Annotated in this window: 25 protein-coding genes; 16 read left to right on the top strand and 9 right to left on the bottom strand. The window is 55.5% G+C overall.

The annotated features are described in order from the left end of the window. Positions 1-56 precede the first annotated feature (56 nt). On the top strand, positions 57-464 hold the full coding sequence (locus tag A1355_RS20390; protein WP_064031125.1) for a hypothetical protein: 408 nt from the start codon (positions 57-59) through the stop codon (positions 462-464). A gap of 107 nt (positions 465-571) precedes the next feature. On the opposite strand, the gene A1355_RS20395 is transcribed toward A1355_RS20390, so the two are convergent. The 4 genes from A1355_RS20395 to A1355_RS20410 form a co-directional block, all read right to left on the bottom strand. Further along, positions 572-4,630, bottom strand: a complete 4,059-nt coding sequence (locus A1355_RS20395; RefSeq protein WP_064031126.1) for an NACHT domain-containing protein — start codon at positions 4,628-4,630, stop codon at positions 572-574. A 3-nt stretch (positions 4,631-4,633) separates the two neighbouring features. Beyond that, complete coding sequence (locus tag A1355_RS20400; RefSeq protein WP_064031127.1) at positions 4,634-5,893, bottom strand: ATP-binding protein; 1,260 nt, start codon at positions 5,891-5,893, stop codon at positions 4,634-4,636. Between the two features lie 226 nt (positions 5,894-6,119). After that, entirely contained in the window at positions 6,120-7,718 is a 1,599-nt protein-coding gene (locus tag A1355_RS20405; RefSeq protein ID WP_064031128.1) for a SagB/ThcOx family dehydrogenase, read from the bottom strand. A 153-nt stretch (positions 7,719-7,871) separates the two neighbouring features. Continuing rightward, positions 7,872-8,150, bottom strand: coding sequence for a nitrogen fixation protein NifZ (locus A1355_RS20410; protein ID WP_064031155.1), 279 nt, complete (start codon positions 8,148-8,150; stop codon positions 7,872-7,874). Between the two features lie 197 nt (positions 8,151-8,347). Between A1355_RS20410 and A1355_RS20415 the strand changes: the two genes are divergently transcribed. From A1355_RS20415 to nifS, 3 genes are read left to right on the top strand one after another with little or no spacing between them, the layout of a single operon-like run. Further along, complete coding sequence (locus A1355_RS20415) at positions 8,348-8,704, top strand: HesB/IscA family protein (protein WP_064031129.1); 357 nt, start codon at positions 8,348-8,350, stop codon at positions 8,702-8,704. Between the two features lie 18 nt (positions 8,705-8,722). Next, on the top strand, positions 8,723-9,637 hold the full coding sequence (gene nifU, locus A1355_RS20420; protein WP_064031130.1) for a Fe-S cluster assembly protein NifU: 915 nt from the start codon (positions 8,723-8,725) through the stop codon (positions 9,635-9,637). Beyond that, positions 9,630-10,844, top strand: coding sequence for a cysteine desulfurase NifS (gene nifS / locus A1355_RS20425; protein WP_064031131.1), 1,215 nt, complete (start codon positions 9,630-9,632; stop codon positions 10,842-10,844). Before nifU ends, nifS begins: the two co-directional genes overlap by 8 nt. Before the next feature lie 261 nt (positions 10,845-11,105). On the opposite strand, the gene A1355_RS20430 is transcribed toward nifS, so the two are convergent. From A1355_RS20430 to A1355_RS20445, 5 genes are all read right to left on the bottom strand, one after another. Then, on the bottom strand, positions 11,106-11,642 hold the full coding sequence (locus tag A1355_RS20430; protein ID WP_064031132.1) for a YgjV family protein: 537 nt from the start codon (positions 11,640-11,642) through the stop codon (positions 11,106-11,108). Next, entirely contained in the window at positions 11,639-11,920 is a 282-nt protein-coding gene (locus tag A1355_RS20435; protein ID WP_064031133.1) for a DUF5710 domain-containing protein, read from the bottom strand. Before A1355_RS20435 ends, A1355_RS20430 begins: the two co-directional genes overlap by 4 nt. A 209-nt stretch (positions 11,921-12,129) precedes the next feature. Continuing rightward, complete coding sequence (locus A1355_RS25845; RefSeq protein ID WP_168033175.1) at positions 12,130-12,288, bottom strand: hypothetical protein; 159 nt, start codon at positions 12,286-12,288, stop codon at positions 12,130-12,132. Between the two features lie 140 nt (positions 12,289-12,428). Further along, positions 12,429-13,421, bottom strand: coding sequence for a 4-hydroxythreonine-4-phosphate dehydrogenase PdxA (gene pdxA / locus A1355_RS20440; protein WP_064031134.1), 993 nt, complete (start codon positions 13,419-13,421; stop codon positions 12,429-12,431). Positions 13,422-13,448: 27 nt separating this feature from the next. After that, positions 13,449-14,012 (bottom strand): MarR family winged helix-turn-helix transcriptional regulator, encoded by a 564-nt coding sequence (locus tag A1355_RS20445; protein ID WP_064031135.1) that lies wholly within the window; start codon positions 14,010-14,012, stop codon positions 13,449-13,451. Positions 14,013-14,224: 212 nt separating this feature from the next. Between A1355_RS20445 and A1355_RS20450 the strand changes: the two genes are divergently transcribed. The 12 genes from A1355_RS20450 to A1355_RS20505 all read left to right on the top strand — a co-directional run bounded on the left by A1355_RS20450 (position 14,225) and on the right by A1355_RS20505 (position 21,205). Then, complete coding sequence (locus tag A1355_RS20450; RefSeq protein WP_064031136.1) at positions 14,225-15,808, top strand: cytochrome D1 domain-containing protein; 1,584 nt, start codon at positions 14,225-14,227, stop codon at positions 15,806-15,808. Beyond that, positions 15,805-16,113 carry a c-type cytochrome gene (locus A1355_RS20455; RefSeq protein ID WP_064031137.1) on the top strand — a complete coding sequence of 103 codons (309 nt, stop codon included), beginning with the start codon at positions 15,805-15,807 and terminating at the stop codon, positions 16,111-16,113. The genes A1355_RS20450 and A1355_RS20455 overlap by 4 nt, the downstream gene beginning before the upstream one ends. Next, the gene (locus A1355_RS20460) at positions 16,110-16,430 is read left to right on the top strand and encodes a c-type cytochrome (protein ID WP_231883741.1); all 321 of its coding nucleotides are present in this window, start codon (positions 16,110-16,112) and stop codon (positions 16,428-16,430) included. The genes A1355_RS20455 and A1355_RS20460 overlap by 4 nt, the downstream gene beginning before the upstream one ends. Then, positions 16,427-16,825 (top strand): DUF3465 domain-containing protein, encoded by a 399-nt coding sequence (locus tag A1355_RS20465; protein WP_064031138.1) that lies wholly within the window; start codon positions 16,427-16,429, stop codon positions 16,823-16,825. Before A1355_RS20460 ends, A1355_RS20465 begins: the two co-directional genes overlap by 4 nt. A 51-nt stretch (positions 16,826-16,876) precedes the next feature. After that, the gene (locus A1355_RS20470; RefSeq protein ID WP_064031139.1) at positions 16,877-17,482 is read left to right on the top strand and encodes a Uma2 family endonuclease; all 606 of its coding nucleotides are present in this window, start codon (positions 16,877-16,879) and stop codon (positions 17,480-17,482) included. Positions 17,483-17,497: 15 nt separating this feature from the next. Beyond that, positions 17,498-18,670: a cytochrome D1 domain-containing protein gene (locus A1355_RS20475; protein ID WP_064031140.1), complete on the top strand. Its 1,173-nt coding sequence runs from the start codon at positions 17,498-17,500 to the stop codon at positions 18,668-18,670. 3 nt (positions 18,671-18,673) lie between these two features. Next, the gene (locus A1355_RS20480) at positions 18,674-19,129 is read left to right on the top strand and encodes an Lrp/AsnC family transcriptional regulator (RefSeq protein WP_064031141.1); all 456 of its coding nucleotides are present in this window, start codon (positions 18,674-18,676) and stop codon (positions 19,127-19,129) included. After that, positions 19,122-19,688 (top strand): AsnC family transcriptional regulator, encoded by a 567-nt coding sequence (locus A1355_RS20485; RefSeq protein WP_064031142.1) that lies wholly within the window; start codon positions 19,122-19,124, stop codon positions 19,686-19,688. Before A1355_RS20480 ends, A1355_RS20485 begins: the two co-directional genes overlap by 8 nt. Positions 19,689-19,690: 2 nt before the next feature. Next, on the top strand, positions 19,691-20,134 hold the full coding sequence (locus A1355_RS20490; protein ID WP_064031143.1) for an Lrp/AsnC family transcriptional regulator: 444 nt from the start codon (positions 19,691-19,693) through the stop codon (positions 20,132-20,134). A 104-nt stretch (positions 20,135-20,238) separates the two neighbouring features. Next, the gene (locus tag A1355_RS20495) at positions 20,239-20,448 is read left to right on the top strand and encodes a ribbon-helix-helix protein, CopG family (RefSeq protein ID WP_064031144.1); all 210 of its coding nucleotides are present in this window, start codon (positions 20,239-20,241) and stop codon (positions 20,446-20,448) included. After that, a complete protein-coding gene (locus A1355_RS20500) occupies positions 20,445-20,711 on the top strand; it encodes a hypothetical protein (protein ID WP_064031145.1) in 267 nt (88 codons plus the stop codon). Before A1355_RS20495 ends, A1355_RS20500 begins: the two co-directional genes overlap by 4 nt. Further along, positions 20,708-21,205: an AsnC family transcriptional regulator gene (locus tag A1355_RS20505; protein WP_064031146.1), complete on the top strand. Its 498-nt coding sequence runs from the start codon at positions 20,708-20,710 to the stop codon at positions 21,203-21,205. The genes A1355_RS20500 and A1355_RS20505 overlap by 4 nt, the downstream gene beginning before the upstream one ends.

Consider the following 21,205-nt stretch of genomic DNA (forward strand, 5'->3'; position numbering starts at 1 on the left):
CGGCCAACATTCGCCTCAGACCGGACGATCCGCAAGTCCATTAACCGGAGCTCACTATGAACATTGCCACGATCGGGCAAACCCTTGCCGCCTATACCGCCCAAGCCGGCAACAGCCGGCCGGCCAACGTAACCAGCCGCGAAGCGGGCGCAACGCCGGTCGCTGCGAACGCAACGCGTACGGTCGATCTACGCAACGTGTCGCTGAACGAAATCAACTCGCTGATCAAGGCCGGCGTGGACGGCTTGCTGGACATCGCGCCGATGATGCACGGCAACCTGTTCGCAAACGCCGATCCCCAAGCCCGCGCCGACGTCAAGATCGATTATCTCGGCCAAATCGAAGGCGCCATCGCCTTCGACAAAAGTCGAGGCACCAATACCGATTTTCTGGAATCGGTACTGACCAAACTGAAACGCATCGATGGCATGCCGTTGCCGGGCGGGTTGGACGTCAGGGCTTAAGGTTAGTCACCGGTCACGAACGTTGCCCTACCGGATTGCCGCAACCGTCTTGTGGATTGTTTAAGATTTAAGAGCCGGGAATTGGAGGGAGTCGGCTTCAGACATATTCAGCTTGGTTTCGACGGCGTTGTCGCCGAAACGTCGAGCACGAAGACGTCGATTAATTTTCGTTCCGCTGGTGTCAATGTGGCCTTCAGCATGTCCTCCAATTCGCGGGCTGACTTGGGTGGCAGCAAGCCTTGCGGATGGAGCGGCAGCTTTTTAAAGTTAAACCACAGAACCAAATACAAACCACGGCCTTCGGTTTCCGGTGAGATGGTGTAGCGCGGTATCAATTGTTGGTGAATGGTCTTCCACAAATCGCGGTGATAATCGCGCTTGATTTCGATGGGCAGGTAATAAGCTCGGCCTTCATGGATGAAGGACAATTTCAGATCGGCGCGCTTCTCGTTGGCTTGCAATGTTTCCGGTTCGACATTGACATCGTATTTCAGTAGCATCGGCTTGAGGAGATCAACCAGATAATTGCGACCAACCTCTTCGCATCTAGGGTCGTTCTCCGGGTAAGGCTCTGTGGGGACTAAAGTTTCTTTGCCCTTTAAGTTCCAGAAATGTTGGTAGCGGTTAGTATTGCTCGTATGCATTTCCGCCGCCAATTGCTGTAAACAATCCAACGCCAGCACCGAAAGATCGGCGACGTTGGCCGGCTTTCGGTCGTTCAACGTTTCGATAACTTGGAATGCGTCAGGGTGTTTATACAGCGCTTCCCGGCGGCTGATTTGTTGGGCTTGTTGGGCGTCGCGGATTAGTGAGTGCCAAGCGGTCAGTTTTGGTTGCAATAATAAAGAAGTAAGAATTTCCGAACTGCTTTCGCTTGGGTCGCTCGCAAGCAAATTCAGAGAGTATCGAACATAATCTCGTTCATTTTCGGCTCTACCAACAAAATGAGCGCCTGTTTCGATGCGCGGCGAGCAACGAGGCCCGAACAGTTCAATTAACAAACCGACTGCCGAAGCGGCTAGTGCGTAAGTTTCGTTTCTTATCTTCCAGCTTGGGCATAAAAAAGCGGATAAATGATTGATGCGTTCAGCCTTACCGATCAATTCCTTTCTGAATAAATCCTGATATTTTTCCGGTCGAATAATTAATCCGGTAATCAGCCAGTAGATACGCTGGGCTACATCCATACCCTTACAAGCCAACTTTTTATCGATTAGTACCAATAGCTCATTTTTATCTAGCCAGCTAATGCTCGCCTTTAGTAAACACTCCAAATGTGGAGCCTGTTGTGTAATGGCTCTAGTAGGATATTTATTTAAAAGAGGAATAACCGACAGTTTGGCAATTTCTCGATAGTCCTCGTCATATGCCAATTGGTAAAGGCCGTTAATATGTTGTTTTTTTCCGCTCAACATGGTGCCGATATAGGCAGCTAATACTTTAGCGGTTAAAGCTTTATGCAATAAGCTTAACGGTTTAACCCATATAGGCTCGTCTCCGCAGCCGTAGGTGTGCCAAAACGCTAGAGCCTTACTGATCAAATCGGGGCTTAAGTTAAGTAATATGGAAGGGCTTTCTTGATAAAGTTTTTCCATGCATGCCAAGAAAGGCAGGCGAATATAGTGTTCACGGTCTTCTAGGGCGAGTGAAAATATCTCATCGAGTTCAGGAAAATCGGTTCTATCCAATATTTTTTGTAACCCGCTTTTTGCAGCCTCTATCAGCTCAGGGTCGTTGTTCAGGAAGTCCGATAAACGCTCTTCTCCGGTGCTTCCATTGACACCGCTAAAATGGTCAAAGTATGCCAATGCAAGATGATGAAAGGCATGTGGATTGGCTCTGCCTTCCTTGATTTCAGTTTTATGCTGCTTAAAAAATGCCAATCTTTCTTCTAACTCTTGTTTTCGCTCCATTTCCCAATGGTTTTCGGACTGTGCATCTTCAAATCGCCAATCTTCGATAGGATTAAAAATTAACGATTCGAATAACTCACTAAATTTATTATGTTGAATTATCCATTCCTGAAAATACTCAAGCGATAATCCATGATTACCTATCTCATTTATTAAAGTCATAAAAGCCTGGCGAACGAGCTCTCTACCGATTTGAGAATCGTCACAATCTTCGGCCTTTTCCAAGCACCACAATCCGAAATTGTTAGGCGCGGCAGCACCGTAAAGAAGAGACCCTACTTTTTTATACAGCTCGTGGCTAAACTTATTGGTATTTTTAGCTATTTTTTGCAAGCCTAATTCGAAAATCGATAAATAAATAGCCGGCTGTTGTTCAAGCCATTCTCGGATTTTCTGCTTATGTTCATTCCGTAATTTAGCGTGGTGCTCATGCTGTCCAATGCATAGCCAGTCATATAATCTTTCAGTTGAAATCAATACTCCGTGTGTTTTTATTCCCCTAGTCAGTAATTCGCCAGCCATTGAAAATAGGTCTTGTACGGGTGAAATTTTAAGTAAATTGACACCAAGCCCTACTAATTGATCAAGAACAATTGGCAAATCTTTATCTGCCACACGCGTGCTAAATTCATTTCGCCAAAAGACATCGTAGTGTGACACTAAATGATCATTTCTAATTGGCTTTAAATACTGCAATATGTCACTGGCAGGAATAAAAGCCGGAAACAATTTATAGAGCAATAAACCCAAAAGTCGCTTGTTGTCTTCAATTTTGTTTTGACGAATCTCATCGGCGAGCGTCAATAAACTGCTCGCGTCTTGTGGGTATTGGTGCATAAACGCCTGTAATGCACGAACGCGAATACCTTCCCAGTAAGAACTATCTCTAATTGTGGCTAACAACGCGGGCTTAAGTTCTTCGATCACTTCACCGTGGTATAAACCATCTAACACACAATCTAAGAGACTTTGCTCCGGTTGTTCCCGCGAAGGGTTATTGAGTAGCCCCAATAAGTGCGGCACCATGTCTCTTGTTGTGATGGCAGCAAAAGATCGGTCGTCCCATTCGTGGCGCGAATAGCTTGTTTTTGTGACTTCTGCTTTCAAAGCATTCAACAGTTTTACTTTGGTTGCCGGAGAAAACAACTGCACATCCCCATACAGCACCACACCTAAAGGATCGATTTCAATCAAAGGATCACGCGCCGGTTCCGACAATACGGCTAACCAGGCCATCAAACCGCGCAATGCGGCAACGATGCCACCATCCACGCCGGTCGTTAACGCCAACACTCGATTGACCGATAAGCCGTCCTTGATCTTGCCAGCTATGTAGCCGGCCGCCAGATATTCCGCGACGCTACGATGTACATAGCTGTATTCGTCGCCCACCTTTCTGAACAAGCGGGTTTTTAAGGCGGCACGGGGCGCAGGGGGAAGGTCGAGGGAGTCAAGGCTGATGCGCCCCGCTTGGGCGTTACCTTCGCTGAAGCCCGACAGGTTGGCGAGTAATTGAATCGCGCATAGCAAGCCAGCCGCATCAAGCAAGCTTGGAATATTCAAGGGGGATTTTTTGGCGACCCGATGCTCTTCGTTGAATTCCGTCGCTAGCTTTTCCGACGCTAGGCGATATACCTGTTGCTTGGTCTTCGGCCAATCCACACCACCCTTGACCACTTCGATCAACATATCAAGGGTTTGCGGGTTTTCCAGCAAGCCGGATAGGCCGATGCGCTCCGCCTTTTCGATGAAACTATCAGTATCGCCGACACGCTTATCGTTCGTGAGTATCGTCTTAACGTCAACGGAATTTAAAGGGTTTAAATACAATTGAACGATTTCTTGAGATGGGCTGACTTTGGCTAAATCTTTGTTATCAAAATCCCCCAACCAATCCGCTTCCCGGCAGGAAATACGAAACCGTTTGCAGCCTAATTTATTGAGCTTGCCGCGAATGGCGCCCAATGGCGTTCGCGCGTCGTCCTTACCGGCCCGTGCTTCGTCGAGACCGTCAATAAATAGAGTTTTATTGCGCCAATCGTCATTATCTAAATCGATAAAGTCTCTGGCGGAAATGCAACGCCCGCCGGTAAGCGTTGCTTCCTCTTCGAACAACGTGGATTTCCCAGCGCCCGGTTCGCCCAGCAATACATAGGCTGGACGATCCCTGTAGTCTGCGATAGGACGGCTCTCTACTGGGATATCTTCCGTTGGTTTTTCGGTGACGGTTCGAAGTACGCGGTACTGCAACATTTGTTATTCCAGCCAGTCGTCGGCAGGTTGAGATAGAAACTCCGCCAGCGGCACGCCGCCCGCGCCCACCAGAATCTTTCTGGCCTGGGGATATTTTTCGGCAAACACGTTCAATCCCGCCGATACCACCGGCTTGGGTGCGCTTTTGACTTCAATCGCCGTCAGTTTCTTGCCTTTGGCCAGCACGAAATCGACTTCCTGATTGCCTTCGCGCCAGTAGTAAAGTTTGGTGTCTTCGTCGCAGGTATTCAAGAGATGCGCGCCGACGCTGCTTTCCACCAAGCGGCCCCAATAGCTGCGGTCGGCTTGAGCCTCGGCAAAGCTGTAATCCTGCAGCGCCGACATCAGGGCGGTGTTGAACACATGCAACTTGGGTGCGGAATTGCGCTTGCGGACTTCCTGCCCGGCGTATTTGTGCAGGCCGGCCAGTAGTTTGGTTTCCGCCAGCAAATGCAGATAGTCGGCCAGAGTCTCGGTGTGTTTGGCTTCAATGATGGCTTCTATCATCTTGGTCAACGACAGCTCCTGGCCGGAATAATGGCAACCCAGTTCGAACAACTGTTTCAGCAGCATCGGATTTTTGATACGCACCATTTGCAGGATGTCTTTTTCGATATTGGGCTGAATCAAACTGTCGCGCACGTAGCGCCTCCAGCGGGTTTCGTCTTTTATCAGCCAGGCGCTGCCCGGATAGCCGCCAAAGTAGACGTATTGTTCGAGCGTCAACCCAAAAGCTTCTTGCATTTCGGCAAAGCCCCAATGACTGACGGGCAGGGTTTCGTAACGTCCAGCCAGACTTTCCGACAGGCCTTTTTGCATCAACAGCGGCGCGGAACCCAGCAACACTACATGCATCGGCACGCCGTTGGCACGGTCGGCGTCCCATAAGCCTTTAACGATGTCGGACCAGTGTTCGATTTTTTGGATTTCGTCTATCGCGAACACAAAGGCTTCGTCGCGTTGTGTGGTTTTAAGCCAGGCGGCGGCGCGGTTTCTGGCTTCCTGCCAATGAAATGCCAACCAGGCTTTATCCTTCCTCTGGGGCGGAGAGGTAGCTGCGGCTAAGTTGCTTTTCCCATACGAAACGTTGCTTGGCTCATCGTCCACGGACACGTAATAGCCTTGCGTCGGCACGGATGCAACGATGTCACGGATAATGGTGGTTTTGCCGACTTGCCTAGGGCCGGCGAGTAAATTGATGAAGTGAACCGGGTCGCCAAGGCGGGTTTTGAGCAGGGCTTCCTGGGGGCGGGTATATTTCATGTTACGTTACTGAGTAAATTTACTCAGTAACGTAACATCTCTATTATCGGTTGTCTAACTTCCCTATGAAGGTCTTCGGCAAAACCCATTTATGGGGAAGGACTGTCCTCAATCGGGGTTAAACTGTTCTGTCCGTCTTTTCATTCTCCGAGGAGAAAATCCTTTCTCGACTGTCAGATAGCATCTTTGATCGTTTCAAACAGCATTTTCGCGATCCCCAAAAGCTCTAAGGTGCCCCCGGATCACTCAAATGCGCATACGCCGGAAAGGTTTGCAGGCGGTTGTCGTCCAGTGGTTCGCCGACGGTGAAGTGGTAGAGGCTTTGCCAAACGTCGTTTTGCAAGCCCAGAACGCCATGCACGGCGTCGTCGAAGAAGCAGCCGATGCCGGTGCCGCGTACGCCGGCGGCTTCGGCTTCCAGGTATAAAATTTGGCCGAGCAGGCCGCATTCCCAAAACAACCGCCGGTAGCGCCAGGCTTCGGCGTTGACGTTGGCGGCGAAGCGGGCCAACATCCCCAAGCTGAAGGCGCTGTCGCTGGCAATCGGTTGGTGGCAGGACAGGGTTTTCGCGGCTTGGCGGACGTTGCCGGCGGTCAGCAAGTAAAACTCGAACGGCGCTTCGACGCGCTGCCAAACGTAGTCGGCGGAGCAGACTTGTTTCAGCGCGTCGAGTTCGCCGGCGCGCGGCAGACAGTACAGTCCCGGCTCCAGACCGTCCACCCGATGTACGAAGAAGAACAATTGCACTTGCGCCGGCCAGTTCCAGGCCGTGAACGGCGGTTTGGCGCCGGGCAGAAGCGCGGCGAGGATGCGGTAAAAATCGGCGAGCGGCAGCGGCGCCGATTTGCCGTTAAAGTGTTGGGCGCTGCGGCGGCCGCGAATCAGCCGGCTGGCCGAATCGTCACGGCTGGGCGCGGGCAGGTCGGCGGCCGGCCAAGTTTGCCGCTCGGGCGGCGTCGGCGGTTTCAACGCGTGTTCGGCGACTTCGTCGACCACCGGCCAGCGGTAAAAATGCCGGCCGCTCAGCCGACCGGTTTTGCCGAACCATTCCGCCGTTTGCAGGCAACCCGACAACGCGACCGGATCGAAATCGGCCGTGCTTGGCGCGTCGGCGTGAATGCGACAAAACAGGTCGGCCGCCTCGCGCTCGTTGGCGACGAAGTCGTCGGCCCGATCCAGGCCCAACCAAGCGGCGATGTCGGCGTCGCCGCATTCGCTCAGCAATTCCACGCGCCAGCCCAGCCCGGCGGCCGCGTAGCTCAGCGCCGCTAGCGCATGGCCGATGTCGTGTTGGCAGTAGCGGAAGGCACGTTCGCCGTATTTCCAGGCTTCCCGCCAATGGATGGACGACAAGCCCAGGTACAGCGCCGGCTCGCAACCGTCCGCGCTAAACGCCGCCCGCCGTTCCAGCGCGTGGTCGTGGCTGACGTAGTGGTAGACGCCGGGGCCTAGCAGCTCGGGGTCGGTGCTGATCAGATAGGCTTCGGTCGGGTGTAGGTTGCCGCTGGACGGATTGCAGCGCAACGACCAGCGGTCCGGGCCGAATTGTTTCCAGGCCGACAAGCCGAAGGCCAGTTCCATCAATAGTCCGACATTTTCCAGTGAGACGGGCCGAGGGGCTATGGCTTCGGGGCGGTCCAACTCAGCAAAGCGGCACGCCAACTCAGCGCCGGGTAACGGTAGTTTGACGATATCGCAATCGGCAAAACGCCGAAACGGGCTGGGCTGGTCGTCCCAGTCCAGCGACTCCGGGCCTTTGGCGTAGGCGTTGAGTTGGTGTTTGGTGCGGTTGTGGTACGCAATGACGGCGGTGGCGTTGGGCATGGGGCGGTAAGGGCTCGGTTCGGTTAACGAGTGGCGATGAAAGTCATGCGGCGCGGAATCGCCAATCCGGTGTCGGAACGCCGTCAATCGCGGCCGGAACCGCTGCTACGCCGATGTATTTCATTCGCCGGTACGATATGGAATGGTTGCGGTTCAGTGATGGGTGACCGCTTCGGCCTCCGATTCCGGCACGACCAAGTCTTCGCTCCAGCAGCCTATCGGGCGGCCCAAATTCATTTCCTGGTCCTCGAAGCGCACCAGAAAAACGGTCAGCGACGGGTCTTCCTCGACGTGGCCCTTCATGACGATCACGCCGCGAGCGCCGGCTTCGGCCAGGACCGCGCCTTCCTCGCCTTCCGGCATGCTGCCGTCGTCTATGATGCTATGAGCCGCATAAACCACGTCGCCCAAATCCAAATCTTCTACGTTCATTTTTTTCTCCAATCTTGTTTGTAGCAAAGCCGACAAATAGGCCGGCATTGTTGCGAAACGGCTCGCCGAATCGAGGTTTTCGGCGGCCTGCTATCCAGCAAAATCAGCCTTTTTGCCGAAATTGGCGGGCATGGCATGCTGGTTGCATTAACGAGTTACAAGATCAATGCCAAACCGTTCTCAGGAGACTCAAGAACATGATTACATTAACAGAAAGCGCAATTAAGGCCGTGGGTCGTTTTATCAGCAGTTCCGACAAGCCGACCGGCGGACTGCGCATCGAAGTTACCGATGGCGGTTGTTCCGGTTTGTCTTACGGCTTGCGATTGGAAGCCAAGGAAAATCCCGATGACAGTATTATCGATTGCGGCGAAGTCAAAGTGTTTGTCGATCCACTCAGCTTTCCAAAACTGGACGGCATGTCGATCGATTTCGTCGATAGCCTGGAAGGCTCCGGGTTCAAGTTTACCAATCCCAACGCAGTGAAGAGCTGCGCCTGCGGTTCGTCGTTCACTACCGGCGACAACGGCGGTGCTCCTAAATCCTGTTCTTAAGTTTGCGAGGTTAAAGTCATGTGGGATTATTCAGATAAAGTTAAAGATCATTTTTTCAACCCGAAAAACGCCGGCGCGGTTGCCGATGCCAACGCGATTGGCGAAGTCGGTTCGATCAGTTGCGGCGACGCGTTGCGTTTGACCTTGAAAGTCAATGAAGATACCGAGGTCATCGAAGATGCTGGTTTCCAAACCTTCGGTTGCGGTTCGGCGATTGCCTCTTCTTCGGTGTTGACCGAAATCATCAAGGGTTTGACGCTGGACGAAGCGTTGAAAGTGACCAACCAAGATATCGCCGCCGAGCTGGACGGCCTGCCGCCGGAAAAAATGCACTGCTCGGTGATGGGTCGTGAAGCCCTGCAAGCGGCGGTCGCCAACTATCGCGGCGAAGAGTGGAAAGACGATCACGAAGAAGGCGCGCTGGTCTGCAAATGCTTTGCTATCGATGCCGTGATGATCGAAGAGATGGTGTGGGCCAACAAGCTGCGTACTGTTGAAGACGTGACCAACTACACCAAAGCCGGCGGCGGTTGCGCGGCTTGCCACGAAGACATCGAAGCGATTCTGGAAAAAGTCCTGAAGGAACGCGGCGAGACCTTCGATCCGAACGCCGCGCCAATCGCTAAACCGGCACCGGTGGTCGCCGAAAAAGGTCCTATGACCAATTTGCAACGCATCAAGAAAATCGAGGAAGTGATCATGTCCTTCCGTCCGCAATTGATGGCCGACGGCGGCGACGTCGAGTTGGTGGAAGTGGTCGACAAAACCGCTTACGTCAACATGACCGGCGCTTGCAACGGTTGCCAAATGTCGGCGATGACCATCGCCGGTATTCAGCAAAGGCTGATGGAAGTCATGGGCGAATTCATTAAAGTCGTGCCGGCTTCGCAAATGCCTAAACTGGTGAGCATCCAGGAGGCGGGTCATGCCTGATATTTATCTGGATAACAACGCAACCACCAAGGTGGATAGCGTGGTCGTCGATGCGATGATCCCGTATTTCACCGAACAGTTCGGTAACCCGTCGTCGATTCACCGCTTCGCCGACGGCGTGGCGCGGGGCATTAAAAAAGCCCGTAGCCAGGTTCAGGAACTGTTGGGCGCCGAGCACGATTCCGAGATTATCTTTACCTCGTGCGGTACCGAGTCGGATTCCACCGCGATTCTGTCGGCGATCAAGTGCCAGCCAAACCGCAAGGAAATCATTACCACGACGGTCGAGCATCCGGCGATCCTGAATCTGGTCGAAAATCTGGAAAAAGAAGGCTACACGGTACACCGCTTGCCGGTGGACAAATGCGGCCGCTTGAATCTGGATGCCTATCAAAAGCTGTTGTCAGACCAAGTCGCGATCGTATCGGTGATGTGGGCCAACAACGAAACCGGCACGATTTTCCCGGTCGAAAAAATGGCCGAAATGGCTAACGCGGCCGGTGTGATGTTTCACACCGACGCGGTGCAGGCGGTCGGCAAGATTCCGATGATGTTGCAGGACACCAAAATCGACATGCTCAGCCTGTCCGGCCACAAGCTGCATGCGCCTAAAGGTATCGGCGTGTTGTATTTGCGCCGGGGCACCCGTTTCCGTCCGTTGTTGCGCGGCGGTCATCAGGAGCGCGGTCGGCGGGCCGGTACCGAGAACACCGCATCGATTGTCGGTCTCGGCGTGGCTTGCGAGTTGGCGATGCAGCACATGGAGTTCGAAAACGTTCAGGTCAAGGCGATGCGCGACCGCTTGGAAAAAGGCATCGTCGAGGCGGTTCCGCATTGTTTCGCGACCGGCGACCTGGAAAACCGTTTGCCGAACACCACCGACATCGCGTTCGAATACATCGAGGGCGAGGCGATTTTGATGTTGCTGAACAAGGCGGGCATCGCGGCTTCGAGCGGTTCGGCCTGTACTTCGGGCTCGCTGGAGCCTTCTCACGTGATGCGGGCGATGGACATTCCTTACACCGCCGCTCACGGCACGATCCGCTTTTCGTTCTCGCGCTACAACACGATGAGCGACGTGGAAGAAGTGTTGAAGGTAATGCCTAACATTGTCGCAACTTTGCGGAAACTGTCGCCGTATTGGGACAGCGTCAACAATTGCCCGGTCGCCAATCCGGAGCAGGCGTTTCAACCGACTTACGCCTAAGTTCGGCCGGCGCGGCTTGTTCCGCGGCGCCAATCGAAACCCCAGCCGTTGGCGAAAGCCGCGGCTGGGGTTTTTTGCGTTTCAGGCGATAGTTCTACTTTGTCAGATTTGAGCAACGCCGTCATGCCCGCCGGGAAGCGGGCATCCAGTGCCATGGATGGCAAGCTTCGATCCGTCCGTGGAGTCTGGATTTCGGCAATCCCTGCCGAAATGACGGGCACTACCGAGAATCTGACAAGGTAGAAATAGCCCTTTTCGCGATCAACGATGTACCGGTAGCCGGCTCAGGGTGCGTAGGTTGATCAACATCGCCACGCTTTCCGCGATTAGCGCCGGCCAGGCTTGCCAATACCAGTCGTTGCCGATCCAGGCTAGACTGGATGCCAAAAGTCCGATGCGCATGCGCCGGTTGTCCAGATAAAACAAGGCCAGCGTGGTGTTGACGACGGCGAACGCCGGCAGCAACGAGACTTCGCCTTGCCAGGACATTGCGGTCAACCCGATGAATAATGCGACGAAGCCGATTGCCGCCCAGTGCTTATGCGGCGCTTGGTCCCATTTGGCGGACAGTGCTGTCCGCAACGCGGTACACGCCATGGTCAGCGCGGCGGTCCAGGCGGCCAGCAAAACGTACTGCAAGGCCCACAACAGCGCTCCGGCGGCGGACCAGCGTCGGAACTTCAAGCCGTTTTGGGCGAAATAGGCCCGCCATTCCACGAGCACGCCGATCCCGCCCGCCACATAAGCCCAGCCGTGTTGAATCGGAATGCCCGCCCACAGGGCGGCCAGTTCGGTCATGGATTCCAGGGCGGTTCGTCGCCGTCGTAGGGAACGAAATCGGCTATTGTCGGCAGCGTGACGGTAGCGTTGCCGCTCGAAGACTTGGGCGGCGATGATTTAGCCGGTTTGGCTGGGGAGTCGCCGAGCTCGGCGCTGGTCCACTGCGCGAAGGCGGCGAGATCCTTGCCGGCCGGGACGTACCATTTTTTGGCGGCGGCATCCCAGCGCGCGCCCAGCGCCTTGGCGGCATCCTTTTGCGCGTAAGGCACGTTCAGATAGAGTTTACTGTCGGTCATTTCGAATTAAAGACTGCGCGGGCACCTACCCGCGCCGGCATTTTAGTGCATCGCCGTTCCGATCGACAGTCCATGCCAGCCGCGTTTGCCGTTCCAAGGGAACGGAACGCTAGTCGCCGCCGTCTTAATCGCACTCCAGTGCCGATGCTAACGTGCCGGGTTGATGCCGCTTTGGTCCATTCGCCACGAAGCCCGAACCACGGTCGCGTTTACTTAGAGTGGTTTTTTCTATCGTCCCCGCCGAGATTGCTGGCGTAGGTGCTGGCCGCGAACAGCGCCGAGGAAATAATGTATTCGCCGGAGAAAAAGCCGACGAGACCGGTGACGAAAATCAAGCCCGTCAAAATGTCGCGTTGTAAATTACTCATGTCGATCTCCTAAAAATCTAACACGCTGACACAATAGGGCTTGAGCAATTAATTAACAATGGGTGAAACTTGACATGGCTTATTTCTTTTTAGGAAGCAAATTTGCCGGAACTTTGTGAAAAAGCCCCCTAGACGCAGACTTAGACCGGCTGCTTGTTAGCTGTCATTTGTAGAGCGGTCTGCAACGCGAATTGTAGGCTGCCAAGATTGGCCAGCCCGGTGCCGGCCAGTTCCAGCGCGGTGCCGTGATCGACCGAGGTCCGGACGATGGGCAATCCCAGCGTAATGTTGACGGCCTGACCAAAGCCTTTGAATTTCAGCACCGGCAGGCCTTGATCGTGGTACATCGCCAACACCGCGTCGGCATCGTCCAGGTATTTGGGGGTGAACAGCGTGTCGGCCGGCAGCGGGCCGATCAGGTTCAAACCGGCGGCGCGTAGCGAGGCGAGGGTCGGTTCGATGGTCTCGATCTCTTCTCGACCCAGATGACCGCCTTCCCCGGCATGCGGATTCAGGCCGCAGACCAGAATTTTAGGTTGGGCGATACCGAAACGTTGGCGCAAGTCGCGGTCCAGCAAGCGGATAACCTCGGTCAAGCTTGACGGCGTGATTGCCGCGCTGACCTGCGCTAGCGGCAAATGTGTGGTGGCCAGCGCCACGCGCAATCCGGGGGTCGCCAACATCATCACCGGGGTGCCGCCGGTTAGGTCGGCGATGAATTCGGTATGGCCGCTAAACGCGATGCCGGCATCGTTGATGATGCCCTTATGCACCGGCGCGGTGACCATTGCCGCGAACCGGCCGTCCAGGCAGCCCAGCGTTGCCAATCGTATCGTTTCCAGCACGTAAGCGCTGTTGGCCCGATCGAGTCGGCCGCAGTCGGCCGGGGCTTTCATCGCGACCGGCAGGACCATGAGGTGGCCGGGTTGGCTGGGCTCGATAGCCGCTGAGTGGTCGAACAGGTCTATCGTCAGCGGCAGTCCAAGTTTATCGGCGCGTTGCCGTAACAGTTCGGGATCGGCGACGGCTACCAATTGGCAGGGATGGGCGGACTGCGCGAGCTGCGCGCACAAATCTGGACCGATGCCGGCCGGTTCGCCCGGCGTCAGCGCGATGCGGACCGCCGGAGTCATGCGGAACGCCGTTTGCGGCCACCAAGGTTAGCGCGGCGCATGTTCCTGGCAGATTTGTTCGCTATCGGCGCTACTGAGTTTTTCCTGGGTCAGCAGGCAGAAATAGTCGCCGTCTTTCTCGCTGAAATTGCGGCAGGTTTTACAGACGCCGAACGATTGCGACTGGTTGGCTTTCTGCAGCGCGGTCAGCGCTTGCTGAAATACGTTGGCGTCGGACGGCGGGGCGTCGCTGGCGATCAGGATTTGGGTGGCGCTTTGAAACAAGTCGGAGGGTCTGGCTTGTTTCAGCACGTCCGCGCCGTCGGCCAGCAATTGCAGATGCACGACCCGCTTGTCGCGGGTGTCTTGAGTCTTGCCGATATAGCCTTTCTTCTCGAGGATAATCAGCGATTGCGATACGGTGCCGCGTGTCATTCCCAGATAATTGGCGACCGCCGCGGGGGTGTCGCTGTATTTGTTGCAGCGAGACAGGTAGTTTAAAACTTGAAAATGGACCGGTTGCAAGCCCAACTCCGTGCATTTCTTCCGTTCCTCGGAACGGATCAGCGTGGTCATGCACTCGATAAGTTCATAAATATCAGTCTGTTGCATACGTTGCTTTCGGTTTGGATGCGGAAGGTTGACAAGAGCGTGCATCGAGCGTTAAATTGATAGCGAATCGAAACATTAATGTATAACATTCGGCCTGGAGTCAACAAGCGCTTATTTTACCATGCGGGTCCCAAGGCTGTCCGGCCTGACCTTTTATGGTTTAATGCCGCGCGTTGACTCTTTTTTTCACCAGCGGATGACCAGGAATTTCAATGAAAACAACTAGAAAAAGACAACTGAACCTATCCCTATTGGCGGGCGCCGTCGCGACACTGTTGTCATCCGGTTTGGCGAACGCAAAATCGGACGACATGCACCAGATTTTTCAAGATAACTGCGCCAGCTGCCACGGCTCGGATTTGGGCGGCTATTTGGCTCCGGCGATCAACGCCACCACGCTGAAGGGCCGCAGTCCGACCGCATTGCGCACCATCGTGATGGCCGGCAGTTTCGATACCTTGATGCCGCCGTTCTACGGCAAACTCAGTGACGACGAAATTCGCGGCGTCATCAAATATTTGCAAGCCACGCCGAAGCAAGCGAATCCGGCCTGGACCATGGACGACATGAAGAAGTCGCTGAGAGTCTACGTCAAGGACGAATCCACGTTGCCGGCCAAGCCGACCTTTCAAATCGACGATAAATTCGAAAATCTGATCGGCGTCGCGGCGCGCGGTAAATACGGCCGCGGCGAAGGCTCCAAAGCCATTTTCATCAATAGTGCGACCCATCAAAAAGTCGGCGAAGTGCCGACCGGCACCGCCGCCCACATTATCGACTTCAACCCGGCCAATCCGCGTTGGGCTTACGTGAAAACCGATACCGCCGAGATTTTCAAGGTCGATCTGTATTCAATGAAGGCGGTGCGCAGCATCAAAACCGGTTGGAACGGGCCCGGCATGGGCGTCTCGCGCGACGGCAAATACATCATGGCCGGCTCCTTCGTGCCGCATAACGCCGTGATCCTGGACGCCGACACGCTAGAACCGCTGAAAACCTTCGAACTGGAAGGCACCGATCCCGACGGCAAACACGTATCTTCCGACTCCGGGATGATCATCGGCACTCCCTATGCCGACATCTTCGCGATCGCACTGGAAAACGCCGGCCAGGTTTGGGTGGTCGATTACAAGAAAGAAGGTTTCCCGGTGACCCGGATCGAAAATGTCGGCCGCCACTTGCATGACGCCTTCCTGACCCACGGCGGCAAGAAGTTGATGGTCGCTTCCTATGACGACAGCATCGTCGCCGCGATCGATTTGGAAGAACGCAAATTGATTAAAAAACTCGAAGCCGGTTGCGTGCCGCACGTCGGCGGCGGCTCGGCGGTCAAGGTCGATGGCCGTACCTTGGGCTTCGGCACCAACTTCGGCGATTGCGACAAGATGGTGGTCAGCGTTTGGGACTTGGACAAAATGGAAGTCGTGAAGCAAGTACCGGTTTCCGGCGGCACCGAATCGCCGGCGGCTCACGCCAACGCGCCTTATGTCGCGGTGGACATCATCAGTAAGGACAGACGCGCCCGCACCGTGCAGTTGATCGACAAAAAATCGTTGGAAGTCGTTAAAACCCTGGATGTCGGCGGTCACGCCTACTTCCCGGAATACAGCGCCGACGGCAAATTCCTCTACATCAGCGCCGGCTATAACGGCGACGAAGTGGTGGTTTACGACTCCAACAGCCTGCAAAAAGTCGCCAGCATTCCGATGGAAAGCCCGGCCGGCATTTTCTCCAGAGGCCGGGTCAAATACATGACTCGCGGTTTGTCGCCCGACGAAATGGAGCAAGGCAAATGAGAGCGAAAATTTCCTTGATCCTGCTCGGTGGCTTAATCGCGGCCGGTCCCGGACAGGCCACCAGTTTGTACGTCGGCCAAAACAAGGCCGGCGCGGTTTGCGCGCAATGCCACGGCATTCGGATGCCGAGCGCCGACGCGCCGTTTCCGCCGCTGGGCGGCCGCGATCCCGAGTATTTGAAAACCGCGATCAAGCAATACCGCGATAAAACCCGGAAATCGGACATCATGAACGCGATTGCCGGCTCGTTGACCGATAGCGAGATCAACGACATCGCCGCGTATTACGGTAGCGTCAAGCCTTGATCGCGCGCGCGGCGGCTTGCTGTCTGGCTTGGAGCGTCGGCGTTGCCGCGCAGGCGGACCAACCCGGCCCGGCTCGCCAGCAGGAATTGCTGAACATGCTCAAGCATGATTGCGGTTCCTGCCACGGCCTGCCGCCGAAAGGCGGCTTGGGGCCGTCGTTGATGCCGGAAGCATTGGCCGACAAGAGCGACGATCTATTGCTGGACGCGATCCAGAAAGGTCGAGCCGGCACGGCGATGCCGCCTTGGCAGCCGTTTTTGAGCATCAATGAAAGCCGTTGGTTGATCGCGCGATTGAGGCAAGGTTGGCTGCCATGACACGCAATGCGCTGGTTCTGGGCTGCGCGCTATTTCTCGCCGTCCAGCCCTTGGCTTGGGCGGACAACGCGCAAATCGAACAGGCTTACCGCCAGCAGCGTAGCGACCTGCAAATCGAAGGCGAAGGCACGGTGATCAAGCTGCTGGCCGACGACAATCGAGGTAGCCGTCATCAGCGTTTCATCATTCGCCTGGAGTCCGGACAAACCCTGTTGGTGGCGCATAACATTGACCTGGCGCCGAAAATCGAAGGCCTCAAGGTTGGCGACAAGCTGGCTTTTGCCGGCGAATACGAGTGGAGCGATAAAGGCGGCACCTTGCACTGGACCCATCGCGATCCGGGTGGGCGGCACGCAGCTGGATGGTTGAAGCATGGCGGCAGGGTTTATCAATAAGACCTCGCCATTTACAATCGGACCTTGCTTTTCGATTTCAGAGGAACAGCCATGACCACGATTACCGAACTCTCGCAACTGGACCCGAACGGTCATTATTCCTATGCCGATTACCTGAGCTGGAGCCTGAACGAAACCATAGAGCTGATTAAAGGCAAGATCAGCCTGATGAGTCCGGCGCCGAGTCTGGATCATCAACGAGTTTCCTGGCAGTTGAATGGTTTGCTTTTCGAGTATTTTCGGAAGAAACCTTGCCGGGCATTTGCCGCCCCGTTCGACGTGCGTCTATACGACCGCCGTAAATCGGTAGCCGCCAACCAGGATATTTATACCGTTGTTCAACCCGACTTGTGTGTGATTCGCGATGTCGAAAAACTCGACCCGCGCGGTTGTCTGGGAGCGCCGGACTGGATCATCGAGATTTTGTCTAAGGGTAATTCCAAGAAGGAAATCCAGACCAAATTCGAGCTGTACCGGGAAAGCGGCGTCAAGGAATACTGGATCGTTTACCCGTTCGAGCAAGCGGTGCATCAATTCGTGCTCGACGAGGAGCAGGATCAATACCGGTTGTTGGCGATGTTTGCCGGCGAGGATACCGCTTCACCGCATATGTTTCCGGATTGTATGGTCGATTTGCAGGAAGTATTTGCCGAATAATTTTTACGGTTTTTCATGAAACGACTCATTGCTTTGACTGGCGCTTTCGCTTTTTACACCCTGTCCGCTAGCGCCGATTTGCGCGCCACCGGCGATCTCGGTGTAGTCATCGAGCGCGAGGCCGGTACGGTGCAAATCGTCAACACCAGCAAGCCGGCGATGCTGAGTCGCATCGAAGGCCTGGGCGACTTGTCGCATGCTTCGGTGGTGTTTTCGCGCGACCAGCGTTACGCCTACGTGTTCGGTCGCGACGGCGGATTGACCAAGCTGGATTTGCTGCAAGACCAGATAGCCAAGCGCATCGTGCAAGCCGGCAACAGCATAGGCGGCGCGATTTCGCAGGACGGTAAGGTCATCGCCGCATCCAATTACACGCCGGGCGGCGTGAAATTATTCGATGCCGATACGCTGGAGCCGCTGGCCGATATTTCGGCCGTCTACGGCGACGACGGTAAGTTGTCCAAGGTGGTCGGCTTGGTCGATGCGCCCGGACAACGTTTCGTCTGCAGTTTGTTCGAAGCGAATGAAATTTGGCTGATCGACGCCAAGAATCCGCGTCAACCGATAGTCAAAAAATTCAAAGACATCGGCAAAGCGCCTTACGACGCCTTGTTGAGCCCGGACGGCCGTTTCTACGCCGCCGGCCTGTTCGGCGAAAAAGGTTTGGCCTTGCTGGACTTGTGGCAGCCGGAAAATGGCGTCGAGCATATCCTCGAAGATTACGGCAAGGACGACGAGCAATTGCCGGTTTATAAAATGCCGCATCTGGAAGGCTGGACCATGGCTGGCGATTGGTTGTTCGTGCCGGCAATCGGTGCGCATGAAGTCTTGGTTATTGATAAAAAGGACTGGGAATTGGTCAAGCGGATTCCGGTGGCCGGCCAGCCGGTGTTCGTCAGCGGCCGGCCCGACGGCCGGCAGATTTGGGTGAATTTTGCCTTTCCGGATAATCAGACCGTGCAAGTCATCGACGTCAAGGATTTCAATATCGTCAAAACCCTGCAACCGGGCAAGGGGGTGTTGCACATGGAATTCAGCCCGCGCGGCGAAGCGGTGTGGCTGGCGGTGCGCGATGACGACCGGGTGATGGTTTACGACACCGAAACCTTCGCCGAAACCGCCCGTCTGCCGGCGCAAAAGCCCAGCGGCATTTTCTTCTCGGACCGCGCGAATCGGATAGGCTGGTAGCGCATGTTGACCCCCTTGCAGCAACGTCTGCTCAACGATTACCAACAGGATTTTCCGTTGAGCCCGACACCCTATCGCGACATCGCCGCGCAGCTTGGCGTCAGAGAGGACGAGGTGTTGCAGGCCTTCGAACAGTTGGCCGGGCAGCAAATGATCAGCCGTATCGGCCCGGTGATCGCACCAAACAGTATCGGCAGCAGTGCGTTGGTGGCGATGGCTGTTCCGGGCGCCGATCTGGCCCGCGTCGCCGCATTGGTCAGTGCGTATCCGGAGGTCAATCACAACTACGAGCGCGAGAATCGCTTCAATCTGTGGTTTGTGCTGATCGCCGATGACGAAAACCATCTTAACGCGGTGATTGCCGCTATCGAAGCGCAAGCCGGCTATCCGGCCATGGTACTGCCGATGCTGGCCGATTACTTCATCAACCTGGGCTTCGAGTTGAATTTGCATGATTGATGCCGTCGATTACCGTTTGATTGCCGCCGTGCAGGCGGGCCTGCCGATTGCCGCCCGGCCGTATGCGTTGATTGCCGAGCGCTTGGGCTTGAGCGAAAACGAAGTGCTCAGCCGCTTGGCCAGGCTGAAACAGCAGGGTCTGATCAAGCGCTGGGGCGTCGTCGTCAAACACCGGCAGTTGGGCTATCGCGCCAATGCAATGATCGTGATGAACGTGCCCGACCAGCGGGTCGCCGAGATTGGCGGCTTGGTCAGCCGGCAGGCCTGCGTCAATCTTTGCTATCAACGGCCGCGGCAAGGCGAGGTCTGGCCGTATAACCTGTATTGCATGATTCACGGCAAGAGCCGCGACGTGGTGTTGGCGCAGTGGGCGGCGTTGCGCGATGCCTGCGGCTTGGACGAGTACTCCTTCGAGGTGCTGTTTAGCCGGCGTTGCTTCAAGCAGCGCGGAGCCTTGTACGCCCGCCACGCCGCTCATCGGCAAAGCCCGGTTTTGGCTGGCGAGGGCCGAGCCGAAGCGGCCGCGGCCACGTTGAACTTCGACCTGCAATTGGCTTGAACATGGACGCCACCGACAAAGCCATCGTCAACCGTTTGCAGCAAGGTTTTCCGATTTGCGCGGCGCCGTACCGGCGGATCGCGGACGAATTGGGCATCGCGGAAGCGGATTTACTGAGCCGTTTGCAAGCCTTGTTGGCCGACGGCGTGTTATCGCGGTTCGGACCGATGTATCACGCCGAGCAAATGGGTGGCGCGTTAAGCTTGGCGGCGCTGAAAGTGCCGGAAGCGCGTTTCGACGAAGTCGCCGACATCGTTAACGCCTTCCCGGAAGTCGCCCACAATTACGCCCGCAACCATGTCTTGAACATGTGGTTCGTGCTGGCCACCGAACAACCCGAGCAAGTGGCGGACGTGATCGCCGAAATCGAGCGCCGCACCGGCCTTGTCGTCTACAACATGCCGAAGATCAACGAATATTTCGTGGGTTTGCAGTTGGAGGCTTAGCGTGGCCGAGTCTCGAAATACGAATATCCGAGTCATGGGTAACGTTGTTCGGTGTGTGGAATGAGTGTATAAAATACACATCATTTATTAAATAGGAGTCTGCCATGTCCGTGCGTTTTAATGTCGTGTTGTCGGACGATCTCAACCGCGAGCTCGATCGCGTGGCCCAGGAAAATGAGACCAACAAAAGCGAGATCATGCGCAAGGCCATGACCTTGTACTTGGCCGCGCAGGATGGTCGCCGGCGTGGGCTGAAGCTGGGCTTGGTCGAGCCGACTACCCAAAAATTGGAAACCGAAATCATTGGTTTATGAACCATATCGATCTTAACCAGCCGCCGCCCAACCATACCTTCAGCGTTTCGGTAAACCGGGAAGAAACCGACGGCGAGCGGTGGGTAAGATTGTTCAAGGATTTGGCCCTGTTCGTGGTGGCGCTGGGCTTTGTGATCACGATTGCTACCTTGTGTTACTCCACGTTGCTGTCCGCTTCAGCCAGTGCCGAGGAAAAGAAATGGACGATGTCGATTCTTTCAGCGGCCACCGGTGGCTTGATCGGTTATCTGATCCGCAAATGACCGTGCCCCGTCTCAGCCCGCTCGATCCCCTCGATCGCCAAATCATCCAGGCTACCCAATCCGGCTTGCCCTTGGTGGCCGAGCCCTATCAAGCCGTTGCCGAACAATTGGGAGTGTCCGCGCGCACCGTGATGTTGTGCCTGGCCGAGATGCAACAGACCGGCGTGATTCGGCGTATCGCGGCGGTGCCTAATCACTACAAGCTGGGTTATCGCTATAACGGCATGACGGTGTGGGACGTCGAGGATCATCTTGTCGACGCGCTTGGACAACAGGTGGCGAAGCTGCCATTTGTCAGCCATTGCTACCGGCGTCCCCGGCATTTGCCGGATTGGCCCTACAATTTGTTTGCGATGGTGCACGGTAAAACCGAGCGGGATGCCGCGCGGCAGGTGGCGATGATCGCCGAACGCCTGGGCGAACATGCCCGCGCCCACGAGGTGTTGTACAGCACCAAAATTTTGAAAAAGACCGGCTTGCGGATTGGCGGCTAA

Origin of the sequence: Methylomonas koyamae (assembly GCF_001644025.1) — a bacterium.
GTDB classification, from domain to species: Bacteria; Pseudomonadota; Gammaproteobacteria; order Methylococcales; family Methylomonadaceae; genus Methylomonas; species Methylomonas koyamae_A.